The sequence below is a fragment of the Ruegeria sp. I3 genome, from assembly GCF_056532525.1.
Genome location: NZ_JBQFNI010000002.1, coordinates 794729 through 814777, shown reverse-complemented (window position 1 = coordinate 814777; position 20049 = coordinate 794729). Strand labels below are relative to the sequence as shown.

Sequence of the window (20049 nt, the reverse complement as noted above, 5' to 3'; positions counted from 1 at the left end):
GCACCTGTAAATCTGCTGCAATACCATATGACAAGAGGATGCCATGCGCATTGCACGAGACCTTGCCGACGCTGTCGGTAAAACACCTTTGATCCGGCTGCGTCGCGTCAGCGAAGAAACGGGATGCGAGATTCTCGGCAAGGCCGAATTCATGAACCCGGGTCAGTCCGTCAAAGACCGTGCTGCGTTGTTTATCATCCGCGATGCGATAGCGCGCGGTGATCTGAAACCCGGCGGCACGATTGTTGAGGGCACGGCCGGAAATACCGGCATCGGTCTGGCGCTGGTTGGTGCCTCGATGGGGTTCAAGACGGTGATCGTCATTCCTGAAACCCAATCCGAAGAGAAAAAGGATATGCTCCGCCTGGCGGGGGCTCAGCTTGTGCAGGTGCCTGCGGCGCCGTACCGTAATCCCAACAACTTTGTGCACTATTCGCGCCGTCTGGCCGAACAATTGGCTCAAACCGAACCAAATGGCGCGATTTGGGCCAATCAGTTCGACAATGTCGCCAACCGTCAGGCACATGTGGAAACCACTGGTCCCGAAATCTGGGAGCAGACCGGCGGTAAAGTCGATGGCTTCATCTGTGCCGTTGGATCGGGTGGTACTCTGGCCGGGGTGGCCGAAGCGTTGCAGCCCAAGGGTGTCAAGATCGGTTTGGCTGATCCGATGGGGGCGGGGCTCTATTCCTTCTACACCACTGGTGAGATCGCGATGGAGGGTGGTTCTATCGCAGAAGGTATCGGACAGGTGCGGATTACCAAGAACCTCGAAGGGTTCACACCTGACCATTCCTGGCAGATTACCGATAGCGAAGCGCTGCCCTATATCTTCGATCTGCTGCGCGAAGAGGGTCTGGTGATGGGCGGGTCAACCGCGATCAACATTGCCGGTGCCGTCCGTTTGGCGAAAGAACTGGGGCCAGGGCACACCATTGTTACGATTTTGTGTGACTACGGCACCCGCTATCAATCCAAACTGTTCAATCCTGAATTCCTGCGTGAAAAGGAACTTCCCGTGCCCGATTGGATGACCGATGCGCCGCGCAGTATTCCTGGCGTGTTTGAGGACGTGTGATGCTGCAACAGGTCCGCCTGTGTCTGGTTCTGGTGCTATTCTGCTTGATTGGTTTGGGCGGAATCGCCTCTGCCCAACTTACTGATCGGCAAAGCGAGTATTATCAGGGCTGGGTCAGCACGGCGGACCGGGCGGAATCTGTTATTCGCGCGAACCGTGCATCCAACGCAGCATTAGAGAATTTGCGTTCGGAAATAAATGAGTATCGCGAAGACTTTAACAAAGCCCGAGGTGCCAACACCGATCGTATTCAGACGCTGGAAAGCCAACTCAAGGCGCTTGGCCCAAAGCCGGCTGAAGGGGAAAGCGAGGCCGAAGACATTGCCAAGCTGCGCGCGCAACTCGAAACACAACTGAACAGTTTGCGTGTTCCCCGCATCATCTCGGAAGAGGCTTTCAGTCGCGCGAATGGGCTGATCAGCGAAATTGATCGGATCGTCCGAGACCGACAAAAGAAAGAGATGCTGAAACGCGGGCCGTCGCCGCTCAACCCCGTCTATTGGGGACCAGCTTGGGTCGACATCAAAGAGGCGACGCACAGCCTTATTAACGAAACCATCGAAAACTTGCGCTCTGATGTGGTGCGCGAACAAATCCGCGAGCGCGGTCTTGGCATTCTCGTGCTGTTGGTTGTTTCAGCAGTTCTATTGCTGTTTGGGCGCAAATGGTCTGAGAAAGGCGGCGAATATCTCCGCTCGCTAGGAGGTAGCGGCAGCGGGGTCTGGACCTTTATTGTCTCGCTGTTGCGCATTCTATTGCCTTGGTTGGGCGTGTTGGCGTTGGTCACCGCCGTCGTGCTAACTGGCGTGCTGGGCCTGCGCGGTACACTTTTGTTCCAGCAAATCCCCTATTGGGCCGCGATTATCTTCTATTTTGATTGGATCGGCCGGCAGGTCTATCTGATGGGAGCGGCGCAGAACTTCCAAAGACTGTCCGCAGGCAAAATCAGAGAATTGCGGGTTTATATAGACCTGTTGGCGGTCATGCTTATTTTGCACGAGCTGGCGCAATTGTTCGAGCAGATCGAGAATATCTCTGACGCGACCCGCGCCGTTGTTGGCTTCCCGATCGTTGTGGTGTCTGCCCTTCTTCTGCTGCGTGTGCGTCAGGTCCGCCAATCAGAGCCTCAGCAAGAACAGACGGACCAGGAAGCTACCCGCCGTGGCGCAGGGTTCAGCCAATTGGTCGAGTTCTTGCGGCGCGCCTTGTTCATGCTTGGGATTGCGACTCCGATCCTGGGGGCCTTCGGATACATTAACGCTGCCGAAGCTATCGTATTTCCTGCCATCAAAACGCTGGTTCTGATTGCAGCTCTAGTGATCGTGCAGCGATTTATTGGTACGTTATATGGCTGGCTTTCGGGGCAGGGCGACGCCGCGCGCGATTCACTGTTTTCGGTTCTGGTCGGGTTCGCGCTTGCCATTCTGGCGTTGCCGATATTGGCGCTTTACTGGGGCGCGCGCCAGACGGACTTGCTTGAAGCTTGGTCGCGATTGTTGCTGGGGTTCGATATTGGCGGGGTTACGATTTCACCCAGTAACTTCCTGACGTTCGTTGCCATTTTCGCCATTGGATATACGCTGACCCGTTTGCTGCAAAGCGGGCTGCGCAATTCACTGCTGCCGAAGACCAGCATTGATCCCGGCGGGCAGAATGCCATCGTGTCGGGTACCGGATATGTCGGAATTTTTCTGGCGGCACTGATCGCCATCATGGTTGCCGGTTTTGACCTGTCCTCGCTTGCGATCGTGGCGGGTGCTTTGTCGGTCGGCATCGGTTTCGGTCTTCAGACCATCGTATCGAATTTTGTCTCAGGGATCATCCTGCTGGTTGAGCGTCCTATCTCCAAAGGTGACTGGATCGATGTGAACGGCATGATGGGATATGTGCGCGATATCTCAGTCCGGTCGACGCGGATCGAGACGTTCGACCGGACGGATGTGATCGTTCCGAACTCGGACCTGATCAGTGGGGTGGTTACGAATTACACCCGGGGCAATACGATTGGCCGAGTGATCGTGCCTGTAGGCGTCGCCTATGGTACCGATACCCGCAAGGTCGAAACTATTCTGGGCGAGATCGCAAACGGGCACCCGATGGTTCTGGCCAATCCCGCGCCCAGCGTAGTGTTCCAGGGCTTCGGTGCAGACTCGTTGGATTTTGAAATCCGCGCAATCCTGCGGGATGTGAACTGGGTGCTGTCTGTCAAATCCGACATGAACCACGAGATCAATCGCCGGTTCGTTGAGGAAGGCATCGAGATCCCGTTCGCGCAGCGTGACCTGTGGCTCCGTAACCCTGAGGTGCTGACGGGTCAGTCCGATCCGTCCAATGATGCTTCTGCCGTGGATGACGACCTATCACCCCATGCGCCATCGACAAAACCAGTGGACATGACAGCAGACGATCTGGACGCGGCAGGGGATCAGGACGGCGAGGGCGACAACCACTGAGCGTGATGCGATCGACATTTTCCCGCAAATGGTTATCGGACTGTTTCATTTTGATGTAGTCTGAAGTCATTTGCAGGAGGAATTTTGATGGTTACATTTTCACACAGCCTCGCGCGTATTGCCGTCTGGAATCTGGCCGGCTTCAATCCAGTAAACACAAGTCTGGGTATTCCGGCCAGCAGTGACCGGGTCACCCATCAAATCGAAGGGCTGGCCCTGCTGGACGCCGAACTGATCACTCTGGTCGAGGTCAGCCCCATCGAACATATCGATCGGTTGGCCTTGGGTCTGGCCGATAAGGGGCTGGACTATCAGGTCAAGATCCTGCCGCAGCCCAACGGCAATATCCATATCGGGTTTCTGCACAAACCGGGGGTCTCGGTGACAGGTTTGCAGCTGATCGACGGCTCGGAAGGTGACGATCCCGGCGGACGTCAGGCCCTGATCGCCGATGTCGAGGTCGGCAAATTCAAGGCCAAGCTGATCGCTGTGCATCTTAAATCCGGACGAGACCGGCCCGAGCAGCAGATACGTGACAGCCAATGCAGGATTATCGGAGACAAGATCGCCGAGATCCGCTCGACCCCCGGTCTGACACAGCGCACGATCCTTCTGATGGGTGATTTCAACATGATCCCCGGTCAGGACGTCAGCAATTTCCACCATCTTGGTGGGGACGACATGATGGACTTTGTTTCGTGCTGGGACCTGCAAGACCGGTTCTCGCATATTCTGGATAAGGGGCGCGCCAATTTGCTGGACGGTTTTGCCGTATCACGCACTTATTCCACCGATTATGTCCGCGGCAGCTTGCGACTGTTTCCAATGCACTGGACCATGAATATGGGGCGCGAGGCGTTCAAGGATGAGGTGTCGGATCATCTGCCATTTGTCGCCAGCTTTCGTATTTTCTGACCCGTCCATTTTTGCGAAAGGGGCCTTGCGCTCGGTTCAGAAATTCGCATAAGTCACCTCTACCGGAGAGGTGGCCGAGTGGTCGAAGGCGCACGCCTGGAAAGTGTGTAGGCGGGAAACCGTCTCCAGGGTTCGAATCCCTGTCTCTCCGCCATATGCCCTATGTAATCTGAGTTGCCTTGCGGTCTATGCGAGACTGTTTTGTGCACGGCTTTCAATGTGAAGTGACGTGCACTATGCACCGGATTGATGAGATTTGACTCAATCTGACAACAAGGCGATGACTTGATCGGTTTCGGGTCTTCGTCGCGATGCCACTGGCACTTGAACCGCTAGAGCACGCCCTGTCGGGCAGGATTGCGCGTGGGCCGTTACGAGTGCACCAGATTTCAATGGCTCTTCGAGTAAGCATAGGTGCCCCATTAGCACGCCAGCTGCGGCCTTGGCCTCTTCCACGGCAAGGCTGTAAAGCGAAAACTGCGGACCAGTTTTGACATCTGGGACCTCACAACCTGTGCTTCGCGACCAAGTGGACCAATCGCTGCTCCACGTCTGATCGTGCAACAAGGGAGTGCCTTGAAACCCGTTGTTGCCGGTCACCCGATCCAGCAGAGCAGGCGCGCAAACCGGTTGGGTTTCATCCTCGCACAGCACAATTTGGTCAGGTGCTTCGTCCAAGGTCGCGAAGAAGATCGCCAAATCGAACATCTCACGCGACAGGCTGGGTGGTGTTTCCAGCGCCGTGACCGAAAAATTGATATGCGGAAAACACTCTCTGATCCGGCGCAATCGTTTGGGCAACCAGAGTTGGGCAACAGCAGGCAAAGCGGCGATGTGAAAATCGGCATTTGGTTTAAGGTTTCGCAGAGCCCGGGCGGCATCGCTCATCTGATCAAAGGCTGTGGTGAAGACAGCGACAAGTGATTGTCCCTCAGGCGTCAGTTCCACCCCTTGGGCGTTGCGGCGAAACAGCGGCGCACCTGCCCAACCCTCCAACGCTTTTACATGTTGTGAGATCGCACCCGGAGAAACGTTCAGCTCTTCCGCCGCCGCAACAAAGCTGACGTGACGCGCTGCTGCCTCGAACGCCCGCATTGCGTTCAGCGGAGGTCCCTTGGGGCGTTTGGGGGCAACACTCATTGATCTAGCCTTAGTTTTTCTACGCCAAGAAATAACAATTCTGCTTTGCGGTGTCACGCGAAAGCCGCCAAACTGCAAAAAACAGGAGGATGTCAGATGACACTTGTACAAAGAGATTGGGTGCCTGCCGCAAGCGAAACTCTGATCCAGGACATCGCGACAAAGGCCGCATCGTTGTCGTCTGGCGATCTTCTGGCCCGGATCGAGCATCTGGCGGACGAAAACCGCCGCATTCACGAAAAAGAGTGCTTTAACCTCAACCCGGCGACAAATGTCATGAACCCGAGGGCCGAGGCGCTATTGCCTTCGGGCATTGGATCCAGACCATCGCTGGGATACCCCGGTGACAAATATGAAATGGGACTGGAGGCGATCGAAGAGATCGAAGTTATCGCCGCAGAACTATGTGCCGATGTCTTTGATGCGCAGTTCGCCGAGGTTCGCGTGCCCTCGGGGGCCATTGCCAACCTCTATGGCTTTATGGCGACCTGCAAACCCGGAGATACGATCATCGCTCCGCCCGCGTCGATTGGTGGCCACGTGACGCACCACCTGGCAGGGTGTGCCGGTCTGTTTGGTCTGCGCACTATTGAGGCCCCCGTCAACGCAGATGGGTATACCGTTGATCTGGACCGGTTGAGAGCATTGGCGAAAGCCGAACGCCCCAAGCTGATCACGATAGGCGGCAGTCTGAACCTGTTTGAGCATCCTGTGGCCGAGGTGCGTGCCATAGCAGATGAAGTTGGCGCAAAGGTCATGTTCGACGCCGCCCACCAGTGCGGCATCATCGCCGGGCGTGCGTGGTGCAACCCGCTGAAGGAGGGTGCGCATTTCATGACCATGAGTACCTACAAAAGCCTTGGCGGGCCGGCCGGGGGGCTGATTGTGTCAAACGATGCGGAAATCGCCAAGGCGCTGGATACAATTGCGTTTCCCGGTATGACGGCCAACTTTGATGCAGCCAAAACGGCGGCACTTGCTGTCACGATGCTGGATTGGAAAGAGTTCGGTTCGGCCTATGCGCACGAAATGATTGCGATGTCAAAAGCGCTTGCCGCCGCATTGGATGCGCAAGGTGTTTCGGTCTTCGCGGGCGCGGAAGGGTTCACCAACTCGCATCAATTCGCGGTTCTGGCTGCGCCGTATGGTGGCGGGCAGGCCGCCTCCAAACTGCTTCGCAAATCCGGGCTGCTGGCATGTGGCATCGGATTGCCGGTTGAGCCGGTGCAAGGCGACATGAATGGCCTAAGGATCGGCACGCCCGAGTTGGTCCGGTGGGGTATGACTGCAAGCGATGCAGAGCGTCTGGCGGGGCTGATCCGGCGTGGTCTAAACGGTGAATCCGTTCTATCCGAGGTATCCGGATGGCGCGCTGAGTTCGACAGACTGCATTTCGTGATTTGAACAAGCTGCGGCCAATCAGGCATAGGCCCTGATTGGCCGCTCGCTCAGACATGCGGTTTAACCGTTATCTGCTTCTTTCAGACCTTCGATCTGAAGGTCAAAACCTTCCTGAATGTGGCTGGTGAAAGTTTCCAGCGCTTCGGTCACATCACCCGTCGCAATCGCGTCAACAAGGGTCAGGTGGTTTCCAAGCGACTTGGAGATATCGACGTATTCAATCGCCGAAAACAGATGGAACGCCATCGCTTTGCCCCAAATCATATCGAACATGTCGATCAGAAACTTGTTGCCCGCCTCAACCATGAAGGCACGGTGAATGCGCCGGTTTGCGATAAAGTAGTCTCGGGTCGTCGGCTGGCTCAGATCTTCTTCGCGACGAATGAGTTCACGCAATCGATCCAGCACCTCTGGTTCTGCGTGTACCGCAAGTATTCGCGCGGCTTGACCTTCGATGGCTGCGCGTGCCTGGTATAGTTGCCGAACCTCGGTCTGGTCCATGCGCGCCAGTCGAAATCCGCCGCTGGCGGCCACTTCCAACACGCCTTCAGTCTCCAACCGCATGAGCGCTTCGCGTACAGGCGTCCTGCTGATGTTCAACTCGGCGGCCAACTTTTCCTGCACTAGCCGATCTTCACCGGTGATCTCGCGACTCATGATGGCTTCGACCAGTTGGTCATAGACCTCGTCCGCCAGGCGTCTGCGTTGTGTTTTGATTTGTTTCAGAGCCACTCGGAGCCTCTCTTTCTGTCCTTCATGAATTCTGTATTCAATAAAACAACTGCTGCCAAGGCGAATGGGGTTGCTATTGTTCGTGTACTGTATACAGTATACAAGAAAGAATGAACAGGGAGCTCTTCATGTGTGGAATTGCTGGTAGAATACTGGCCGCGCCCGGGAAGGTTGGGGCGGATCTTGTTGACCTGATGGATGCGCAGGAACATCGAGGCGCCGACAGCACTGGCTTCGCCGTTTATGGTTTGCCACGAGAAACGGGATACGTTCTACGCGGAATGGGATTCGACAAGTCTCAACAGGATGCGGATCTCTCCGCGTTTGAAACGATATTGCGTGAACACGGAAGCAGCTTTCTGTCTGACCCCCAAATCGTAACGGACCAAAGTCGTCACTATTGCTTTCGGATGGAAATTTCAGACCCAAGGAATCTTCAAGCCTGGGTCGCGGACGCGGATGAGCTGACAGACCGCATTGAAGTTCAATCCTGCGGCCGCAGTCTTGAGATCATCAAGGATATTGGTGGTGCCGAAGCCGTGGCAGAAAAGCACGGCGTTCGCGATATGATAGGAACACATGGGCTGGGGCATGCGCGGCTTGCGACGGAAAGTTCGGTATTGCCTAACGCATCGCATCCGTTCTGGGCGCGCCCATTTTCGGATGTCGCGATCGTACATAACGGGCAGATCACCGATTACTTCACTTGGCGCGATAAGCTGACCCGAATGGGTTATCGGTTCTTGACTGAGAATGACAGCGAGTTGATTGCCGTCTGGGTCAGCGACCAGATGAAGGCGGGCCTGACCATGGAGCAGGCGCTAAAGAAGTCCATTACCTCTATCGATGGTGTGTTTACCTACATGATCGCAACGCCAAACGGGATTGGGTTTGCCAAAGACCGATTTGCAATGAAGCCTCTGGTCGTCGTCAACCGCAATGGCGATCTGGCGGCTGCGACCGAAGAACAAGCGGTCCGCCGGGTGATGACAGAGGAATGCGATGTGATCAACTACGACGGCCCGTCGCTGACCGGTATCTGGGGCGTCGGAAACCGGAGTTTGGCGGCATGAATGAGGTGGCTGCAAAGATGGATGAGATCGTCATCGAAGTCGGCAAGCGACATATCCGCGAGGTCAATCGTGAGATAATGGAAGCCTGCACAATGGGTCGGCCGATCCGCGTGGTAGATACGCTGTCTCGTCATAATTTGGGCGTGGGTCTGCCAGACAATGTGGATATCACATTTGAGGGCTCTGTGGGGTACTACTGCGGCGGCCTCAACACCGGGGCGAACATCACAATTGAGCGCAATTGTGGGTGGGCCGTTGGCGAAGGTATGGCCAAAGGGCACATCACTGTCGGTGGCTATGCCGGTATGTCCTGTGGTGCTGCGATGATCGGCGGCACGATCCATGTCAAAGGCGATGCGGGCCCAAGGGTCGGCGTTGCGATGAAAGGTGGAAACATCGTCGTCGAAGGAAAGATTGGCTATCAGTCCGGCTTCATGGCGCATTCCGGTCGGATCATAGCGCTTGGCGGAGCGGGGGAATCCTGTGCTGATGCGCTTTGGGAAGGTGAGGTCTGGGTAGCTGGCGAGGTCGACAGCCTGGGTGTGGATGTCGACGTGATCGAACCGACTGCTGAAGAAGTGGCCGAGGTCGATGCGATCCTCGACCCGCTCGGGCTTGTCGACAGTTCGAGAAATTGGCGCAAAATGGTTTCGGGCCAGCGTCTTTGGTATTTTGAAAGCAGGGACGCAAGCGCATGGCTCATGATCTGAGTAAACCTTACGAATATCCGTTCGATGTTGCCTCGGAAGAGGAAATCAGGTTCCGCGATGCGGGAGCGATCGACGGCCGCCCGGCTGGCGTTCCTTCGTCGTATGATGAAGGAGGTTCGACCCGCTGGACACCCGAGGCTATCTCGGAAGTTCACGCGCTGGCGCAGCTTGGGCGCTATCAGGTACGTGGATACAATACGTTCAACAAGCAATTGCCGACCTTCGATGATCTGACATTCGTTCCAGCAACGATGACCCGCCTGCCGCTGGAAGGTTATCGCGAGAATTGCGATACGACGACCGTTCTGGGTGGAGGGCGCGGCCTTGTGGAGCGCCCACTTGAATTGAAGATCCCGATCTACATCGCTTCAATGTCCTTTGGTGCTTTGTCGGCATCGGCCAAGGCATCGCTGGGTTATGGGGCCTCGAAAGTAGGAACCATGACTTGCACGGGTGAGGGTGGCATGCTGGAAGAGGAGCGCGAAGCCTCCCAACGCCTGCTCTATCAGATGTCACCCGCGCGGTATGGTGTGGATCTGGATCATCTGCGCCGCGCAGATGCCTTGGAACTTGTCGTGGGGCAGGGTGCGAAACCCGGAACCGGGGGTCTGTTGCTGGGTATGAAGGTCAGCCCGCGCGTCAGCCAGATGCGAACTTTGCCCGAAGGCGTGGATCAGCGATCTACGATCCGCCATCCCGATTTTCTCGGCGCTGATGATTTGGCAGTGAAGATTGAGGAATTGCGCATCGCCACCAACTATCAGGTGCCAATCTTCATCAAGATGGGTGCGACACGTCCCCGGTTTGACGTGGCAGTTGCTGCCAAAGCGGGTGCAGATGTTGTAGTAGTTGATGGTGCCGAAGGTGGCACCGGCGCGTCTCCGGAGCTGTTGTTAAACCATACCGGTATCCCAACGATGAGCGCTATTCGCGCTGCGCGTGAAGCATTAGATGAATGTGGCATGACCGGCAAAGTCTCTCTCGTGGCTGCCGGTGGCATTCGGTCCGGTGTGGACGCCGCGAAGTGTCTGGCCCTCGGTGCTGACGCTGTGATGATCGGCAACGCGGCTATGGTTGCGCTAGGGTGCAACAGTCCGCGCTATCTCGAAGATTACGCGGCCTTGGGAACATCCCCAGGTGCCTGCCACCATTGTCACACAGGTCGCTGCCCGGTCGGGATTGCGACGCAGGATGAAAGTCTCGAAGCTCGTATGAACCCGAATGCAGGGGCAGAGCGCATTGCGCGCTATTTGACGGCCATGACCATGGAGATTACAGCGCTTGCGAAAGCCTGCGGAAAGTCCTCGGTACACAATCTGGAAACCGAAGACTTGCGTGCGCTTAGTTTTCAAGCGTCAGCTTTCACTGGGGTGAAAATGGCTGGAATTGACAGGGCTTTTGACTGGTGAAAATCGCAGTTCTTGAGTTGACTAGCCACCCGCTGCCATTGTTGGAGGGAATGCCGCGGACTTCACAGCAGATTCAGGAGTGGATCGCCCCACACCTACCGGAAGCCGAGTTCGTAGTAGTAGGGGTTGTTGATGGAGAACCGCTCCCGGACGAGAGCGATTTCGACGGCGCTATAGTCGGCGGATCTGAATTTGGCGTTTATGATGACACGGATTGGATGCAGCCGCTACGTGCCTTCCTGGACCGTTGTCGAGAAATCCGAAAACCAGTCTTTGGTATCTGTTTCGGACATCAGATCATGGCTGACGTCTATGGTGGTCGGGCCGAGAAAGTCGAGGTAGGCAATGTCGTTGGCGCACGGCCCTTCAACTATGGCGGAGATAGCGTGGATGCATATGTCTGGCATCAGGATCAGGTAACAAGCATTCCGGACTCGGCTCGGGTGACCGGATCAGCGGGCCACTGTCCAGTTGGTGCACTGGATTATGATTTTCCTGCCCGCTCTGTTCAGTTTCATCCCGAATACAAGGCGCATCACTTGCGCGATCTGTTCACCAGAGGTCGAGAGGTGCTTTTGTCAGCTACGGAAGCGGATGATGGGATGTCCTCGGTCAGCGCGGCAAATGTGCCCGACGATATTGCAGCGCTTCAAGCAGTAGAGCTTTTTCGCGGTACATACGTCCCTGAGCAATAAGCCTTTGAGCGAGCGGCTCTTGATCCTAATCAAGTCCAGCCAAGCCGCACTATGTATACTGTATACGCAATCGGTTGGGAGATTTGGCAATGACGGGATACAAGGATTTCTTTGAGAGGATTGCGCGGATTGTGAATGCTCCACGCGAGGGAAGTATCAGCGATCTGGAGCTATCGGATCTCGGCCTGTCCCGCACTGATTTGGCCATGTTGCGTTCTGGCGCGCCCAACGCGCGAGAGCGTATACTCTCGATGGCTAGTCAGTTTGGCCTGAGTGAAGATGATCTTAAGGCCCATCCTGAGCTTGGCCTTGAGTTGGCGGAAAAATGTGGACATTGTCGCCAAGCAAAGACCTGCCGAGATGCAATTCGATCAGGTGTTCGCCTGCCTCAGGAAAAGTGCCCGAATTCAGGGCTCTATGCGGCGCTTTCAGAAGGTTAACGCCCGCTTGGACTTTCTTTTGGGCTCAGTTTTCTTCGACCAGTGATCTTGAAACGATCAGCCGTTCCGAAATCCTTCATTCCAACACCTGCCGCAAACTCTGCAAAAACCGGCGCGTGTTTGAACAGATGTCCCGAGCAGCCTCCGGCGAACAGCACGTTTTCATGCTCGGGGTGCCAGTCGACAATAAAGTGCGTGTCAGGTGTCAGGATGATCTGGTTGAATTTGGAATCCACTACCCGCTCACCTTCAAGGCCCGGAAGACGATGACGGATGTAGCTGCGAGTGCGTCCTAGCGTTTCCTGTCGGATTAGCCTTTCGTCATTGTCCAGATCGATCTTGTCCGGGATGACGACCGCGGCTTTCACGCCTGAACCTTCGGATGAGGGTAGCCCGAATGAGCCCTGACCATGATCGATCCAGCAGGGCATCCGGCTCATATCGAACTCCTCGGACCCATCTGGCGTCGAGGTATAGAGGACATTCACACCAACCACCGTCGATATCGGCTTGATCGTCCTGGGGAACATGTCCGCCATCCAGGGGCCGGTTGAGACAATGATAAGATCAGCCTCAAGCGGCTTTCCATCCAGCATTGGGCGCTCTGATCCATCGGTGGTCACGCGACCGCGCTGTACGATCCCGCCCGCTCGACGAAACAGCTCAAGCCCGGTCAGGACGCAGCGATGCGCCATCAGCATTCCGGCTTCGGGTTCGAACAGGGCGTATTCGATGTCAGGAACGCGAAACTGCGGAAATCGCGATTCGATGTCCTGCCGCCCGAACTTGTAGTAGGGCACACCAACGCGGTCGAAGGTTTCGGCTGTGGCGTTCTCCCAGTCGCAATGACCGCCTGTTGCAAGAATCAGCGCACCGCATTCATACATCAGGTTCTGGCCGCTCTCGGCTTGCAGTTCCAGCCAGCGCAGGCGGCTTTCGCGGGCCCAACGTGTATAGAACTCATCCCGCCCGGAAATCGCACGGATGACACGGTTGTAATCCGTTGAAGATGCACGGGAATGTCCCGGTTCCCAGCGATCTATCAAAGTCACTGCCTCACCACGTCGTTGCAGTGTAAGCGCCGTCATGACGCCGACGATGCCGCCTCCGACAACGATGACCGAGTTCTTGGACATGATGCAGATTTTCCTTGTTTATCGATTGTCTTTGTGAATACTGTATACAGAATACAACAATTATAAAGCCAAAAAACAGGGAGAGCGCATCAATGAGTTCGGGATTTGATCTGCCCGAAGGCACGCACACCGTCATACTCGGTGTGGGTGACCTCAACGGCATCATGCGCGGCAAGCGCATTCCGGCCAGCCACTGGGACCACGTCTGCAAATGCGGCAATGCGCTGTCGATTGCATTGATGGCGATCGATATGACGTGCGACGTCTGGGATACGCCTTATGTCAATTTCGACAACGGCTACCCCGATATGCACGTCTTCCCAATGACCCAGCCCGTCGCTGTGCCGTGGGAGCCAGGCGTCGCTGTTTGCTTTGGTCGGGCGGAAGGTATGGACCACAAGCCTGTTCCGATCGATCCGCGTCAGGCGTTGGTGCGTCAAGTTGAACGGGCCCGCGACATGGGGTTCGAGGTCAATGTCGGTACTGAACTTGAATTCTATCTACTGGATCCGGAGACCGGACAGCCGCGCGATAGCGGGATCCAGGTCTACGGTCTGGGCCGTGCTGCGCGGATGGAGCACATCGTTGGGCCGATCCGCCAACAGATCAACGAGTGCGGTATTCCAATCGAGCAATCGAACCCCGAATACGCTGCGGGTCAGATTGAGGTGAATATCCGTTACGGCGAAGCGCTCGCAGCGGCAGATCGTGTCGTCTTGTTTAAGTCGCTGATCCGCCAGCTGGGCATCGCCCACGGCTATCTGGCAACCTTCATGCCAAAACCGTTCTTCGATCAGTCCGGCAACGGCTTCCACACACACTACTCTCTTTGGAAAGACGGCAAGAATGTCTTTGCCGATAACGGCAAGATAAACGATACTGGCAAATCCTTCATCGCCGGGCTGCAACAACGCATGTGCGAAACGGCAATCTGTGGCAGTGGCACCGTCAATGGTTATCGACGCCGTCAGCCTTATACTTTCTGCCCGATCAACACGAGCTGGGGTTATGACAACCGGACCGTTGGTATTCGGGTCATTGAAGGATCCGACAGCGCGGTGCGCGTAGAAAAACGTGACGCTGGTGCAGATGCCAATCCCTACCTTCTGCTGGCGGCCGAGATTGCAGCGGGGCTGGACGGGATCGAGCAGGGCCTGGCTCCGTCAGAGCCGACAACCGGCAACGGTTACGAAGAAGGGATCGGCGATCCGATCCCGACCGACTTGCCAACGGCGATCGAACTGGCGCGAGGATCCGAATGGCTTCGCGATCTCATGGGCGAAATGCTGTGGGAGCTGGTTCTGCAGCAGGCTGAGCGCGAGCTTGAATTCTTCAATCAACAGGTCACTCCGGTTGAGTTGGACCGTTACCTGAGGACCTTCTGATGCATTTGGGCAAGGTCGCCGGGACCGTCACAGCCACGGCCAAAGACGCAAAACTGGTCGGTACGAAACTGCTGGTGACGGATTTGGTCGATAGCAAAGGCAAGGTGATCGAACCGGCGCGGGTCGCCGTCGACACCTGCGGTGCCGGGGTGGGGGATACGGTTCTGCTGGTCAACGGCTCGGCGGCGCGTATGGCCGCCGGTCTGTCCACCGCGCCCGTCGATCTGGCGATCATCGCGATTGTGGATCGCGTGTCCACGACCTGAACCAAGAACACCAAACATCTAAATTTCTTTGGAGGAACTAAAAATGGCGAAACCAGTGGCGGGGCAAATGGCCCTGGGCATGATCGAAACGCGCGGACTGGTCGGCGCGATCGAAGCGGCAGATGCGATGGTCAAGGCGGCCAGCGTTTCGATTGTCGGCCAAACCAAGGCTGGCGGAGGCCTAGTCACCACCCTTGTGCGTGGTGAAGTCGGCGCAGTCAAAGCCGCCGCGGATGCAGGTGCGACAGCGGCAAATAAAGTTGGTGAAGTCGTATCCGTCCACGTGATCGCGCGCCCACATGATGAACTTGAGGCCATAATCGACAGCCTTGGTGCTGGCTCTGCGGCTTAATCCGTCTGTCTTGAGGAGACGCTATGTCAGCCGGTTTCGAGGAATTCACACGTGCAGCGACACGTGGCTCAACCCGGGGTGCACCTGAACATCCCAAGCTCGACCGAATATCGGTGTTGGGCGGCGGGGCTGATGCACGCCTGTTGGCCGCTCTTTGCCTTGCCGAAGGGGCTGAAGTCACCTTGTTTTCGGCCTATGGGGCCGAACTGTCGCTGTTGGCCCAGTCCTCGGGCATCTCGCTTCGCGGTGAAGGTCCGGTCGGGACCTATCAAGTCGATCGGGATGGGCCGTCGGTGCGCACAACTGCTGAGCTGGATGCAGCGGTGCGCGATGCACAGGTGATATTCCTGACCGGACCGCTTCACAAACAGCGCACGTATGCGATGGTGCTGGCCGATCACCTCAGCGACGGGCAAATCTTGGTCCTTGCGCCAGGACGATCTCTGGGGGCTGTGGAAACAGCCTGGTTGTTGCGTATCGGAGGCTGCGCGGCGGACGTCACGCTGGTCGAGGTTCAGGGTCTGCCATACTGGTTCCGTTCCGAGGGCGCAGCTTTGACGCTTTCGCAGGCGGCACCGATGGCTGCGGCAACCTTGCCGTGCGGTCGGGAAGAGGTTCTGGACGCCGTGTCCGCCTATTTGTCCAACGTTCAGGCGGTCGACTCGGTTTTGTCGTGCGGCTTCAACGATCTGTCGGCCGCAGTCGAGATACCTGCGCTGATCCTCGGCGGTGCCGCAATGGGGACAGGTGGTCCTGGCATTCCAATGGGTGGTGTTCCGCTTGAGGATAACCAGACCTTTGCGTCTCTGATTGGTCCGGACCAGACAGAGGTCATTCAGGGGCTTGCAGACGAACGGCGACGCATTGCTGCTGCGTTTGGAGTTCGCAACCTGCCGGAGACAGGGCAGTGGATAGCCACCTTTGCCGGCGCCGAACGTGGCTCGGGCGCGCGTCCGATCCCGGATCAGCAAACGTCGCGCAGTATGATGCGGGATGGCGTGTTGGGCTCGCTTGTACCTTTGGTCTCAGCGGGTGAGCTTGCGGGTATCCCGAGCCCGTTGACGAACAGCCTGATCGCGATGTCCGACCGAATTTTGGGGGCGGATGTGGCTGCCGCCGGACGGCGCCTCGAAGCCATAGGGGTTTCAGCGGGCGACGTTGATCAAGCGCGCCGTATCTTTGACACCATCGTCACCGGAGCTTCTTGATGGATGCAGATCTGAAATCAATCGCCGCCGCACGGCGTGCCGCAGATAGCGCTTTCGAGGCTTATCGCGCCTTTTTGGGCACTGACCCGGCGCAGGTAGACGCAATAGTCGACGCCATGGCGCGCGCCATCGAGCCCGAAGCCGAACGGCTGGGGCAAATGGCCGTCGAGGAAACCGGATATGGGAATGTGCCGGACAAGCGCGTCAAGAACCTGTTCAACGCGCTTTCAGTCGCGGATTATCTAAGAGATGTGACAACGCTGGGATTGCTTTGGCGCGATGATGCGACAAAGATCGCAGCCTTCGGTGAACCGATGGGCGTTGTGGCAGCTCTGATCCCGGTGACGAACCCCACTTCAACGATCATCTACAAAGTGCTTTCTGCGGTGAAGGCAGGCAATGCGATCGTGTGTGCGCCGCATCCGCGTGGTGTGAGTTGTGGCATCGAAACGGTGCGAATTATGGCGCGCGTGGCTGAACAAATGGGTGCGCCCAAGGGTCTAATCCAATGTCTGGATTCCGTGACAATTCAGGGCACAGCCGAGTTGATGAAACATCGCCGTACCTCGGTTGTGATGGCAACCGGTGGTCCGGCCATGGTCAAAGCGGCGTATTCCAGCGGCAAACCCACGCTCGCGGTCGGTGCGGGCAACGTGCCGTGTTACGTACACAAGTCGAAAACACGCGATCTGGCGGAAGTCGCCGAGATGATCGTGACGTCGAAGAGCTTTGACTACGGGACCGCCTGCGTCAGTGAGCAGGCCGTCGTCGCTGATCCCGAGATCGCACGTGATTTGCGCCACGAGCTTAAATTGAAAGGTGCCTATTTCTGCACACCGGCCGAAGCGGATCGTCTTGCCGGGGTGATCTTCAAAGGCGTGCAGGCCATGGACCCTGAGAAGGTGGGGCAAAGCCCGCAGGCGCTGGCGGATGCTGCCGGTTTTTCCATCCCACCACGCACCCGGTGCCTTGTTTCGGAAGAGACAGAAGTAGGTTGGCAGCGCCCGCTGTCTGCAGAAAAGCTGAACCCCGTTCTGGCGTTCTACGCGGCGAAATCCACAGACCATGGGATCGAGCTGGCGCAATCCATCGCCAAGTTCGAAGGCTGGGGTCATTCCTCAGTCATCCATTCGGACGACCCTGAGATCGTGGCCCGTTTTGCCACCGTGCCGACGGGTCGGGTACTGGTGAATACACCGGGCATCATGGGCGGTATGGGATATTCGACTGATCTGGAACCATCCTTCATGCTGGGCACCGGGACGTGGTCAGGTTCGATCACTTCGGACAATGTGACGGCCCTGCATCTCATCAACATCAAACGGGTAGCCTATGAAAGCAGACCCTGGCGCGACATTTACGAGGAGTATGGCGCATGAGCGAGATTACCATCCGGGCGCTGATGCAGATCGACAACCTGCAACCAAAATTCGCCGCGTACAATGGCGCGACGGTGCAAGGGTCGGTGCCCTTGTCCGGGGATACGGTTTTGATCGGAGAGTTTGCGCCGGGTAACGGAGTATTCTCGCTGATCGACCGGGCGCTCAAGGCATCTTCGGTTGAGGCGACAACACAGATGGTCGAGCGCGAGTTCGGGTTCTTTATCCTGCGATCTCCGTCGAATGCGGAGGTGTCCGCCGCGCGCGATGCGATGCTGGCCGAGCTCGGCGCAACAATGTCTGACCGGTTGAAGCCGGCGATCAGTTCCACGCAGATTATCACCAGCGTCGAACCCTATCAGGCACAGTTGTTGAACAAATGGCGCAAAGGGGCTCTGATCGTTCCAGGGCAGACGTTGGGCATTGTCGAGTGTGCCCCGGCTGCTTATATCTCGATTGCCGCGAATGAAGCGGAGAAGGCGGCAGAGATCGATATTGTCGAAGTGCGCGCCGTGGGGCGGTTTGGCCGCCTGTTCATCTCGGGGTCTGAAAACTCGGTCAAGACCGCCGTCGAGGCCGCAACCCGCGCGATAGAGGCGGTGGACGGGCAAGCCAAGTGATGGCAGCGCCGCGCGTCATAGGTTCAGAGGCGGTCGAAGATGCCCGCCGTCGCGGTCGGATCGTGTTTGAAGTCCTGCCCGACGATATCGTGACGGCCTTGGCACGCGAAACTGCCGAGCGTGTTGGCATAAAGCTTGTCGACGGACCGCTGGAAAAGCCACAACCAACGCGTACAGACGCTGCTATTTCAATGCAGCGGGTGTTGTATCGCCGCTCGCCAAAATGGGTTGCTCCGGTGCGTGCGAAACACAAGGCCCGAAGGCTTGGCAAACTTGCCATGATCGGGGCAGGGGGCGTCGGGGGCAATGTGGCGCATCTGGCGGCGATGCAGGATATCGCGGATGAGATCGCGCTGATCGATATTGCGCCCGGAATGGCCGCTGCTACGGCGTTGGATCTGAACCACACGTCAGGCATTACCGGCGCACGGGCACGATGTGTTGGCGGCGAGTCGCTGGACCTTGTGGCAGGTGCTGAGGTGGTCGTGGTGACAGCAGGCCGTGCCCGGCGACCGGGTATGAGCCGCGCGGATCTGATCGATGTGAATGCGCGCGTGATCAGCCAGGCCGCTGAGGCCATACGCTCCGCTGCGCCTGATGCCATCGTCATCGTGGTGACCAATCCGCTTGACGAAATGACCGTAGAAATGCTGCGCGCAACCGGGTTCCCTCGTGAACGGGTGCTGGGAATGGCCGGTACGCTGGACAGCAGCCGGTTTCGCAACGCCCTTGCTATGGCTGCGGGAGTAGCGCCCGCTGATGTCGAGGCCTTCACGCTCGGAAGTCACGGGGACGAGATGGCGCCAATCCCAAGCCGGGCCAAAATTAAGGGCAGGGCATTGGAGGTGTTTTTATCGCCTGATCAGATTGAGGCTTGCGTTCAGGACGCCGTGACCGGCGGTGGGCAGGTAGTTGCCCTGAAGAAATCCGGTTCCGCAACCATAGCACCGGCGCACGCATCGATCGAGTTGATCGACCATATCCGGGGCGCACGCACCGGCCCGGTTCCGGTCTCGGTCATGTTGCAGGGGGAATATGGCATCGATGGGGTTGTGCTTGGTGTTCCTGCCCATCTGGGGTCTTCCGGGTTGGTCGAAGTCGAGGAGTTGCGGCTGACCGATCAAGAACAAGCAGCCTTGCAGAAAGCGGCGGATGCCATTCGATCGAGGTTAGGCCTGTGACCCTCCGCATCTGGAAGTCAGGCGGGCGGTTCGAAGAAGTTGCGTCTTATTCCCGCGCAAAGCGCATCGGTCCCTTCGTTTGGGTCGCAGGGACCACAGCGATCGAACCCAGCGGGCGTATACATGCGCCAGGAGATGTGGGAGCCCAGACAAAATACATTCTGTCCCGTATAGAAGAGGCGCTTAAGGCCGTCGGTGCCGAGATGCGCCATGTAGGCCGGGTCCGCGCCTATCTGAGCGATCTGTCGCGCGCGGGAGAATTCGCGAGCGTTCACGGAGAGGTATTCAAAGATATTGATCCTGTTCTGACAGCCGTTCAAGCGGGGCTGACGCAACCCGGATTGACGGTGGAAATAGATGTGGATGCGGTAATTCACGACGAAAACGGCGAAATCAGCGGAATCTGAACATGAGTCACCAAGAAAGGATTTGATCGAACTATCGTCTTGTGTACTGTATACAGAATACAAGAAGGG

General features: G+C 57.2%; 20 protein-coding genes and 1 tRNA gene. 18 read left to right on the top strand and 3 right to left on the bottom strand.

Features of this window, described 5'->3' with window-relative positions; translation table 11 throughout:
* The first annotated feature begins 43 nt into the window (after positions 1 to 43).
* The 4 genes from ACR0L9_RS08445 to ACR0L9_RS08430 all read left to right on the top strand — a co-directional run bounded on the left by ACR0L9_RS08445 (position 44) and on the right by ACR0L9_RS08430 (position 4600).
* A complete protein-coding gene (locus ACR0L9_RS08445) occupies positions 44 to 1078 on the top strand; it encodes a cysteine synthase A (protein ID WP_170393289.1) in 1035 nt (344 codons plus the stop codon).
* Positions 1078 to 3531 carry a DUF3772 domain-containing protein gene (locus ACR0L9_RS08440; RefSeq protein ID WP_480895403.1) on the top strand — a complete coding sequence of 818 codons (2454 nt, stop codon included), beginning with the start codon at positions 1078 to 1080 and terminating at the stop codon, positions 3529 to 3531. The genes ACR0L9_RS08445 and ACR0L9_RS08440 overlap by 1 nt, the downstream gene beginning before the upstream one ends.
* 87 nt (positions 3532 to 3618) lie before the next feature.
* Positions 3619 to 4446, top strand: coding sequence for an exonuclease/endonuclease/phosphatase family protein (locus ACR0L9_RS08435; protein WP_170510728.1), 828 nt, complete (start codon positions 3619 to 3621; stop codon positions 4444 to 4446).
* 64 nt (positions 4447 to 4510) lie between these two features.
* Positions 4511 to 4600, top strand: a tRNA-Ser gene (locus ACR0L9_RS08430).
* 107 nt (positions 4601 to 4707) lie between these two features.
* Here ACR0L9_RS08430 and ACR0L9_RS08425 read toward each other — a convergent pair.
* Positions 4708 to 5586 carry a LysR family transcriptional regulator gene (locus tag ACR0L9_RS08425; RefSeq protein WP_480895402.1) on the bottom strand — a complete coding sequence of 293 codons (879 nt, stop codon included), beginning with the start codon at positions 5584 to 5586 and terminating at the stop codon, positions 4708 to 4710.
* Between the two features lie 96 nt (positions 5587 to 5682).
* Here ACR0L9_RS08425 and ACR0L9_RS08420 point away from each other — a divergent pair, with 96 nt between their 5' ends.
* The gene (locus ACR0L9_RS08420; protein ID WP_480895401.1) at positions 5683 to 6990 is read left to right on the top strand and encodes an aminotransferase class I/II-fold pyridoxal phosphate-dependent enzyme; all 1308 of its coding nucleotides are present in this window, start codon (positions 5683 to 5685) and stop codon (positions 6988 to 6990) included.
* Positions 6991 to 7047: 57 nt separating this feature from the next.
* Here ACR0L9_RS08420 and ACR0L9_RS08415 read toward each other — a convergent pair whose 3' ends face one another.
* The gene (locus tag ACR0L9_RS08415; RefSeq protein WP_480895400.1) at positions 7048 to 7719 is read right to left on the bottom strand and encodes a GntR family transcriptional regulator; all 672 of its coding nucleotides are present in this window, start codon (positions 7717 to 7719) and stop codon (positions 7048 to 7050) included.
* Positions 7720 to 7847: 128 nt separating this feature from the next.
* Between ACR0L9_RS08415 and ACR0L9_RS08410 the strand changes: the two genes are divergently transcribed.
* From ACR0L9_RS08410 to ACR0L9_RS08390, 5 genes are all read left to right on the top strand, one after another.
* Complete coding sequence (locus ACR0L9_RS08410) at positions 7848 to 8792, top strand: class II glutamine amidotransferase domain-containing protein (protein ID WP_170421277.1); 945 nt, start codon at positions 7848 to 7850, stop codon at positions 8790 to 8792.
* The gene (locus ACR0L9_RS08405; RefSeq protein ID WP_170393282.1) at positions 8789 to 9502 is read left to right on the top strand and encodes a GltB/FmdC/FwdC-like GXGXG domain-containing protein; all 714 of its coding nucleotides are present in this window, start codon (positions 8789 to 8791) and stop codon (positions 9500 to 9502) included. Before ACR0L9_RS08410 ends, ACR0L9_RS08405 begins: the two co-directional genes overlap by 4 nt.
* Positions 9487 to 10911, top strand: coding sequence for an FMN-binding glutamate synthase family protein (locus ACR0L9_RS08400; protein ID WP_170393281.1), 1425 nt, complete (start codon positions 9487 to 9489; stop codon positions 10909 to 10911). Before ACR0L9_RS08405 ends, ACR0L9_RS08400 begins: the two co-directional genes overlap by 16 nt.
* Before the next feature lie 50 nt (positions 10912 to 10961).
* Positions 10962 to 11606 carry a type 1 glutamine amidotransferase gene (locus ACR0L9_RS08395; RefSeq protein WP_170405343.1) on the top strand — a complete coding sequence of 215 codons (645 nt, stop codon included), beginning with the start codon at positions 10962 to 10964 and terminating at the stop codon, positions 11604 to 11606.
* A gap of 89 nt (positions 11607 to 11695) precedes the next feature.
* The gene (locus ACR0L9_RS08390) at positions 11696 to 12046 is read left to right on the top strand and encodes a hypothetical protein (RefSeq protein WP_170405345.1); all 351 of its coding nucleotides are present in this window, start codon (positions 11696 to 11698) and stop codon (positions 12044 to 12046) included.
* Here ACR0L9_RS08390 and ACR0L9_RS08385 read toward each other — a convergent pair.
* On the bottom strand, positions 12043 to 13182 hold the full coding sequence (locus tag ACR0L9_RS08385; protein WP_170393278.1) for an FAD-dependent oxidoreductase: 1140 nt from the start codon (positions 13180 to 13182) through the stop codon (positions 12043 to 12045). The two genes, ACR0L9_RS08390 and ACR0L9_RS08385, sit on opposite strands and share 4 nt — an antisense overlap.
* A 92-nt stretch (positions 13183 to 13274) precedes the next feature.
* Between ACR0L9_RS08385 and ACR0L9_RS08380 the strand changes: the two genes are divergently transcribed.
* The 8 genes from ACR0L9_RS08380 to ACR0L9_RS08345 are packed head-to-tail and all read left to right on the top strand — an operon-like array spanning position 13275 to position 19980.
* Complete coding sequence (locus ACR0L9_RS08380; RefSeq protein ID WP_480895399.1) at positions 13275 to 14567, top strand: glutamine synthetase family protein; 1293 nt, start codon at positions 13275 to 13277, stop codon at positions 14565 to 14567.
* On the top strand, positions 14567 to 14833 hold the full coding sequence (locus ACR0L9_RS08375) for a EutN/CcmL family microcompartment protein (RefSeq protein WP_170393276.1): 267 nt from the start codon (positions 14567 to 14569) through the stop codon (positions 14831 to 14833). The genes ACR0L9_RS08380 and ACR0L9_RS08375 overlap by 1 nt, the downstream gene beginning before the upstream one ends.
* 43 nt (positions 14834 to 14876) lie before the next feature.
* Positions 14877 to 15185, top strand: coding sequence for a BMC domain-containing protein (locus ACR0L9_RS08370; RefSeq protein WP_170393275.1), 309 nt, complete (start codon positions 14877 to 14879; stop codon positions 15183 to 15185).
* A 23-nt stretch (positions 15186 to 15208) separates the two neighbouring features.
* Positions 15209 to 16393, top strand: coding sequence for a hypothetical protein (locus ACR0L9_RS08365; protein WP_480895398.1), 1185 nt, complete (start codon positions 15209 to 15211; stop codon positions 16391 to 16393).
* Positions 16393 to 17772: an aldehyde dehydrogenase family protein gene (locus ACR0L9_RS08360; RefSeq protein WP_480895397.1), complete on the top strand. Its 1380-nt coding sequence runs from the start codon at positions 16393 to 16395 to the stop codon at positions 17770 to 17772. The genes ACR0L9_RS08365 and ACR0L9_RS08360 overlap by 1 nt, the downstream gene beginning before the upstream one ends.
* Complete coding sequence (locus ACR0L9_RS08355) at positions 17769 to 18392, top strand: BMC domain-containing protein (protein WP_170610369.1); 624 nt, start codon at positions 17769 to 17771, stop codon at positions 18390 to 18392. Before ACR0L9_RS08360 ends, ACR0L9_RS08355 begins: the two co-directional genes overlap by 4 nt.
* Positions 18392 to 19573, top strand: coding sequence for a malate dehydrogenase (locus tag ACR0L9_RS08350; protein WP_170610370.1), 1182 nt, complete (start codon positions 18392 to 18394; stop codon positions 19571 to 19573). Before ACR0L9_RS08355 ends, ACR0L9_RS08350 begins: the two co-directional genes overlap by 1 nt.
* Positions 19570 to 19980 (top strand): Rid family hydrolase, encoded by a 411-nt coding sequence (locus ACR0L9_RS08345; protein WP_480895396.1) that lies wholly within the window; start codon positions 19570 to 19572, stop codon positions 19978 to 19980. The genes ACR0L9_RS08350 and ACR0L9_RS08345 overlap by 4 nt, the downstream gene beginning before the upstream one ends.
* The last annotated feature ends 69 nt before the right edge of the window (positions 19981 to 20049 follow it).